The organism is Flavobacterium sp. (assembly GCF_043778725.1).
Taxonomy (GTDB): Bacteria; Bacteroidota; Bacteroidia; order Flavobacteriales; family Flavobacteriaceae; genus Flavobacterium.
Genome location: NZ_JAYWFT010000192.1, coordinates 1 through 7,340 on the forward strand (window position 1 = coordinate 1; position 7,340 = coordinate 7,340).

The 7,340-nt window shown below is 30.7% G+C and carries 4 protein-coding genes; all 4 read right to left on the bottom strand.

Translation table 11 applies throughout. The features are described 5' to 3' along the window. Window positions 1-3,519 (bottom strand): gliding motility protein (locus ACH2CG_RS17020; RefSeq protein ID WP_395067397.1); only part of this gene is annotated, 3,519 nt, incomplete at its 3' end. Between the two features lie 78 nt (window positions 3,520-3,597). Continuing rightward, window positions 3,598-4,413 (bottom strand): ABC transporter permease, encoded by an 816-nt coding sequence (locus ACH2CG_RS17025; protein ID WP_395067399.1) that lies wholly within the window; start codon window positions 4,411-4,413, stop codon window positions 3,598-3,600. Window positions 4,414-4,433: 20 nt separating this feature from the next. Beyond that, complete coding sequence (locus ACH2CG_RS17030; protein WP_395067401.1) at window positions 4,434-5,327, bottom strand: ABC transporter ATP-binding protein; 894 nt, start codon at window positions 5,325-5,327, stop codon at window positions 4,434-4,436. Window positions 5,328-5,435: 108 nt separating this feature from the next. Beyond that, on the bottom strand, window positions 5,436-7,193 hold the full coding sequence (locus ACH2CG_RS17035; protein WP_395067402.1) for a WG repeat-containing protein: 1,758 nt from the start codon (window positions 7,191-7,193) through the stop codon (window positions 5,436-5,438). Window positions 7,194-7,340 lie beyond the last annotated feature (147 nt).

A 7,340-nucleotide genomic window follows, 5' to 3' on the forward strand; every position in this document is an offset into this window, starting at 1 on the left:
ATTAGCTGTAGCATTTATATAATCGTCGCATTTGTGTAAATTTGATATTATAAAAGTACTTGGTAGTTGCGTTACCGACACAATTAAATCTAATTGGGCTACATTAAAACAGGTATTTGCATTTTCTACTCTTACCCAAACGGTTGCGTTAGAAGTAGTGTAGGCTAATGGATTTGGTATTAAAAATAAACTATTATTAGCATTTGCAGCAGCAGAGGATGTAAAGTAAGTAAAGGTTTCTAATGCCGAATTGGTCGATATAAAATTATTTTTTTCGGTCAAATTAAAGGTTGCAATTCCATCGGTATCGGTATCACATTGAATTAATGTTACAGGACTAGAAACGACAGGTAATGCATAAGTTGTTAATGTAGCATTGCCAGATAGTAATCCGCAGGAGTTTCCATTTCTATTTAAAAAGACTCTGTATTTATAACCGTTCATTGATGGCGTTACATTATTTACGGATAACATAATTGAAGTTGCTCCAGTGTAAGGAGCATTATTTAAAATATCTGTCCATGTAACTCCATTATTTATAGACAATTGCCATTGGTATGAAGTTGTTGGTGTAGAAGTAACAATTGTAAAAGTAGCATTTTGAAGTTCGCACGTTATTTTATTTGTGGGTTGTGTTGTTACAGTTATTGGTGCGGCAGTTATGTAATTTATATTTGGTGCAGTATATCCAATTCCGCTTGTAACAATTCCATTTGTATTTACTGTTGCAGGAGTAATTGCTCCAAGAAAACCATCATTATTTGCATCTGTAAATCCAGCCTCAATAACGTCATTGCAACCATCGTTATCACTTTCTAGATCTAAGTAATTATTTATTGAATCGCCATCAGTGTTAGCAATTGTATAATTTTCAATTCCGCTATCTGGAGAAGTTTCTAGTGCATTGTTCAATCCATTTGTTCCAAAACTTGAACCATCAATAACACCATTTAAATTAGCATCTATTGCAGTACTTCCTGATTCGGTCAAATCATAAATTCCATCGTTATCAGAGTCTAAATCTAAATAATCTAAAACACCATCATTATCTGTATCAGCAGGAGAAATTCCGTTAGAATATACATCATCAATTCCGTCATGATTTACATCTGTATTAGAAGCAGCAGTAAATGCAACGCCTTGTGCTTCAATATAATCTGTAATTCCGTCATTGTCACTGTCAGAATCTAATTGATCTGGAATTCCATCACCATCAGAATCCTTAGGCACACAAGTTGCATAAAATTTTAGTGTAGCTTTATTGACAGAAATATCAGAAAGATTTCTTTGCTTTATACTTATTGTTGTTGCTTGATTTATTAAAAATTTAAAAGTTCCAGTTCCTGCAGCTAGTGGCGTTGTACTGTTAAGTCTAAATCTAATTTCGAATGAAGAATATTCGGTTACGCCACTTTCATAAAACCCATCGTAATTGGTGTCAATTAGTAATTGATTGGTCGGGTTTAAAACGGTTACTGTTTTATTTACTGCTGAATTTATTGTAAATTCTGAATCGGCAGTTAATAAATCGGAGGCATTTGCAGTTGTAGCATATTCTAATCCTACAGACATTGGTTGTGCAAATGTCATCTCGTATTTTACAAAATTTGTTTTTCCTGCCGGAATATCTGTAACAAAACTCCCATTGGAATTGCCAATAAATGGCGTTGCGCTTGCAGTAGTTGATGTAGCTATTGTTCCAGTAAATGTGTTAGAATATGTTGCTGTAGTAATAGTTCCAGACAAAGGATTGATTAGCGAAATGTTTTGGTTGCCAAATGATTCTGTACAATTTGTAATGCCATCTCCATCATAATCTAAATCAGAATTATCTACTACACTGTCGTTGTCAATATCTGTAGGACAAGAGCTAACAGGAATTTCGTCTGAAAAAATATCAATATTACATGCAGATAATGTTGCTTTTACTTTATAATATCCTGGTTGCGTTGGCGAATAATTGCTTGCATTGGCACCAGAAATTGGATTACCGTTAAAATACCATTGAAATACATCAAATCCTATAAGAGCACTCACACTTAAATCAACGTTTGGTAAACAATTGGCTTGCGTTAAATCTATTTGTTGAAAGGAAACTTCGGGTTTATAAGTAAATCCAGAATAATATCCGCCAAAAGTTGCTGCTCCATCACTTCCATAGGCTGCCAAATACAATTGTGTTGTAGAAAAAACAGAAATATTTCCTTTTAAACCAGTTAAAACATAACATTCAAAAGCTGGATTTCCTGAAACAGCATTGGGACCAACAACAGATATACTTGATGGTAAAGTAGCTAAAGTATAGGAAACAGAATTTATTATAAAGCTTAAAGAGGAGGCAGTTTCGGTAGTTATGGTAACTCTACCAGTAAATTCTCGTGTGCCAATATATTCTATTAATGGAATATTATCTATAACTTTTGGAGTTTGACAACTTAATGGTGGCACAAAAAACATCTCTTGATTGGCTTGATTATTCATAGAACCATCACCAACACTTTGATAGGCAAATAATGTTTTAGGACTAGCAGTTGTATTGTTTGTGTGAACATACATGATGCCATTAGCACTATAATCTGTACCCAATAAGTTCACATATCCGCCAGCATTTAATGTATAACTAGGTGTTGTTGAATTGTTTAAATATATTTCGGTATTGTTTTGATTGGCAATTAATAAAACACGTTCTACATTATCCATCCCTGTACTTTTTACAAAAATGTATTCGGAACCTGTTCTTTCTGACGAGACAATTTGGTCAAATCCCATATCTATATTGGATAATTCACCATTTGTACCACCAATAGAACCGCAATTTACAGCTATAGGTTTGTCTGCTCTAACTACAGATCCTATAAGCGCATCTCTATTGGCATTTGTTGGACCTTGAACTGCCATAATAAAACTTTGACCACTATTTAAAACTATTGATGAAGGTGTATTTCCTGCGCCAGAATTATTGACTAAAACGGCACCAGTTTTTATATCCGAAAAATTTACTGTTGTATTGTTTTCTGTGGCTAAAATGGAGACAAAAGTGTAATGTCTATCGGCATAATTTGATACTAACATATTTGTCAATCCGCCAATTCTAAATTCGGTACCAAGTGCAGCCAATCCTTTAGAAACCAATTCTCCAGCTTGATTTCCTGTTTGATCAATAACTCTTCCTGTAACATAAACCATGTCTTCAGCCTCAATAATATAACCGCTATCAGACATAATAGTGTTGGCCAATCCTTGTGAAGCAAGAAATTGATTACCGCTACCAGAGGATGTAGTGTCAAACACAAAAGGGATGTCTCTAGAAACAGTGCCGCTTATGGTTGTGCTACCCAATTGTTTTATTAAAAAGTTAATTGGCGTTACGCTTGGTGTTGATATATATAGAAATTGCGATCCTGGAGGCATAGAATCGGAGTTGGACAATGGCGGTATGTAATGTGTTTTGCTAAATTGAGAGTAGCAATTAATTGATAGTAAGGTTATTATAATATATAAGAGTAATCTGTTTTTCATTCGTTAAAAATAACAAATAAATTAGATTTATTCTATAATAGTTTTGTTTTTTAATGTTTTTTAACACTAGTTAAACGCTTATAAATCTCTTTTTTTCAATAAAAAATAGGATAATGAAATAAAGATTGCAGTCCAAACTAGAACGATAAGTATTGTAGTAAAATGAACAGTATAATCTTTGGTATTTTGAATCCCAATTTGAGATCCTATGTTTTTAATTACTGATAACTTAGAGAACGGCTCAATCAATAAACAAGACATAGATTCTAAGGGTAAAAAATCTAGAAAATTTCTTGAAAAATGAAAGTTTGAATAGACTAAAAAACATTCAATAATGAACCAAATAAATAGAAAACCTAGCGCAAAAGCTGATCTTTTTATGAGAATTCCCAAAAATAAACAAAAAGAAAAAAATCCGATTAGGTTTACAAAATAGGCAAGTAAATAGCTCATTTTGGAAAATATAATATCTAATTCAGTGTAGGAAGAGAAAATTAAACCTAAAATTAAAGAGGTTATAAAGACAAAAACAGTTGAAACAACAGAGAAAGCTATAACGGTTAAAAACTTAGACGCTATAAATTCTTTTTTACTCATTCCGTCAATAAGATTTTGTTTTAATGTGCCATAACTGTATTCGTTTGCCATCATTGATACAATAATTATGGCAAAAAATATCTTAGCATAAACAGCAATAAATGAATTAAAATGCCATATAAACGGAAAATTAAAAACTCCTTGTTGAGCAACGTCTATGTGAATTGGTCCAAAATCTAATTTTATAAAAGAAATAATTGCAAGTAAACTTAGCAACCCAAAATAGGTTATTGTTAATATTCTACTGGCTTTATTTTTCCATATTTTTTGTAATTCTATTGCGAGTAATCGTTTCATTTGGGTTGTTGGAATTTAGATTATTTACCTGTTAATTGTAAAAATTGTTCTTCAAGACTATTTTTCTTTTTTGTTAAATGGTTTAGATAAATTGACCTTTCACAAAGAAATTTATTTAACAAAGAAGTATCAATATCAGTTTTAGAATAGAGTAAAATTTTACCATCTATTTCTTTAATTTCGGTTATGTTTTGAAAGTCTTTTAAAGCTGCTATTGCAAGTTTATTATCATTCGCTTGTAGCTCTATAAAACCATTATTACTTGACATTCCCTCAACTGTTCCTGAGTAAAGTATTTCGCCTTTTCTTAAAATTAAAACATGCGAACATACTTTTTCTACTTCATCAAGTAGGTGAGAAGCTAATAAAATTGTTGTTCCTTGACTGGCTATAAATTTTATAATATCTCTTATTTGGTGAATTCCTTGCGGATCTAAACCATTTGTAGGTTCGTCAAGAATTAATATTTCGGGATCGTTTAACAACGCAGATGCTATTGCCAATCTTTGTTTCATACCCAATGAGAAAGTATTGAATTTGCTGTCTTTTCTATCAATAAGTCCAACAACTTCTAGCTTTTCTTGTACCTTATTGTAGTTTATTCCTTTTATTTTACAAACCAATTCTAGATTTTCTTGAGCGGTCATGTAGGGATAAAAATTTGGACGTTCTATAATAGCACCTACTTTTTTTAGAGCTTCATGAGTTTTTATTGCTCCGCCAAACCAAGAATATTCACCAGATGTTTTGTTGACAACATTTAAAACAATGCCCAGAGTAGTCGATTTTCCTGAACCATTTGGACCAAGAATTCCATAGACATTACCTTTTTTTATTTCTAATGAAACATTTTTTACGGCTTGTAATTTGCCATAACGTTTGTTCAAATTTTTAATACACAGAATGGTTTCCAAGTTGATTTATTATTAGGTTTAAAAGTAAGACGAACAAGTAATCTATTTGTTACTAACAGATCGATTATTATAAATTAAAAATAGTTTAAACTCATGTTTTATTGACTATTACAGCTGTTTTATAACTTTTCCATTATCATCTATTGTAACTTCTTTTCCTCCAAGGAAAGCTTTTGCAGTAAGTTTATTTTCGGAGTTATATTTAAAATTTGCAGGTTTTTGATAATAAAAATGGGTAATTTCTTGCCCTAATTTATTGATGTATCCATATCCGAAATCAATTTTTGCAATACAAAAACCGTTTTCTAAAGAATAAATTTCATCATATTTAACCGGAGTGATTTCTTTGTTTTCAATGGTTACAATTCCGTATTTATCTTTTATTTTTACCTTCCACAAGCCATAACCAATAGATTCTAACGAGTCGTAGAGTATCGGAATTACAATTTTTCCTACTCTATCTATTACACCAGATTTTATTTTGTTTCCAAAAGCGATATTCTCATCCTTAATTTGAACATAAATAGTATTAGAATAATCCAACACTAAAAAATGATACTTACACGGAATGATTATTTTTCCTGAAGAATTGATGACGCCATAAGCATCGTTTTTTATAACTACAGATAAATTGTTTTTAAAATCTTGAGAAATAGATTGGTATTCGCATGGTAGAATTTCATTGTTATTAAGATCAAGCAAACCCATTTTTGAGTCTTTAATAACTATAAATAAATTTTCATTCCAATCGTATATTTTCTCGAAATTACTACCAATTTCTTTAAAATTTAAATCTAAAATATAGTTCCTATTAGAATCATTATAGTCATTAGTTCTATAAAATTTCTGATACGGATTTTGTGGTATCATTCCATATTTAAACATTGTAATTTCGTTTCCTTCTTTGTCAATGGCGCCAAAACCATCTGTTTTATATGCCCAATATTTTCCTGATGGTTTATAGTTTTCAATAATATCATCAATGTTAGAATAAATGGGTTTAGTGATGGTTTTAAATTTTGAATTTATAATTCCGTATTTTTTATCATAGCTACCATTTTTTGCTGTTTCAGAATACAAATAGAAGTCGTTTTTATAGATTAAATCTTCATAAATTGCATTCAATTGAACTTTTTCTTTAAAATTCAGTAATCCATAGTTGTTGGATTTTTTTATTCTAAAAACATTTTTTTTTATCGGAATCAACTCCTCATACTTGGGTTCAATAGTGATTTTGTCGTTTTTAAAACCCCATTTTCCGTTGCTTTGAAAAGTGTAACTAAATTTTATTTCGGTATCATTATTTGTAAATCCAAGTACTTTATAATAGTTCAGTTTGTAATCTTGACTGTACGATTGGATTGCATCATAAACTACTTCCAATACTGGATTTCCAATAGTATCAAGAACTCCAGCTTTATTATTTTCGGTAACATAATAGTTGTATTTTCCGTAAGATGGATAATTAGATTTTGCTTCATATTTCGAATTTATTTTAGCAAAATGAGTTAAAGTCAGCATTGTTTTATCAACAGCAATAAAATCGGATGGTTTGAAAGGTGTTGTTCTTAGGTTGTATTGGTGCAGAATTTCTCCGTTTTTGTTTCTTAAAATGATAGTGTTGTGACCATAATTTCTTGGTCTGATACTGTTTATTGGTCGTATACCATCTTCAAAATCTACTCTTGCCTTTTCCAAATTATTATAATCGATTTCAATCATTTGAATTCCGTTATAAAAATTATAATAAATTATATTCGGACTTTTTTTAGTATCAAATTCAAGTTGAGAAATAGAAATTTGACAAAATGATTTATTGAAAGTAAAAAGCGATAGAAAAGCAATGAGTAGTAATTTTGTGTTCATCAAACTAAAATTGGAATTGTGAAACTAGCGATAATATATTCTAAATTAGATTTTTTTAACAAATCATTAAACAGTTTTACTGATAAGGAACCACATAAGGTTGACCCATTTGAAAATCACGAAATTCAATATCTGAGTTTTGAAAAG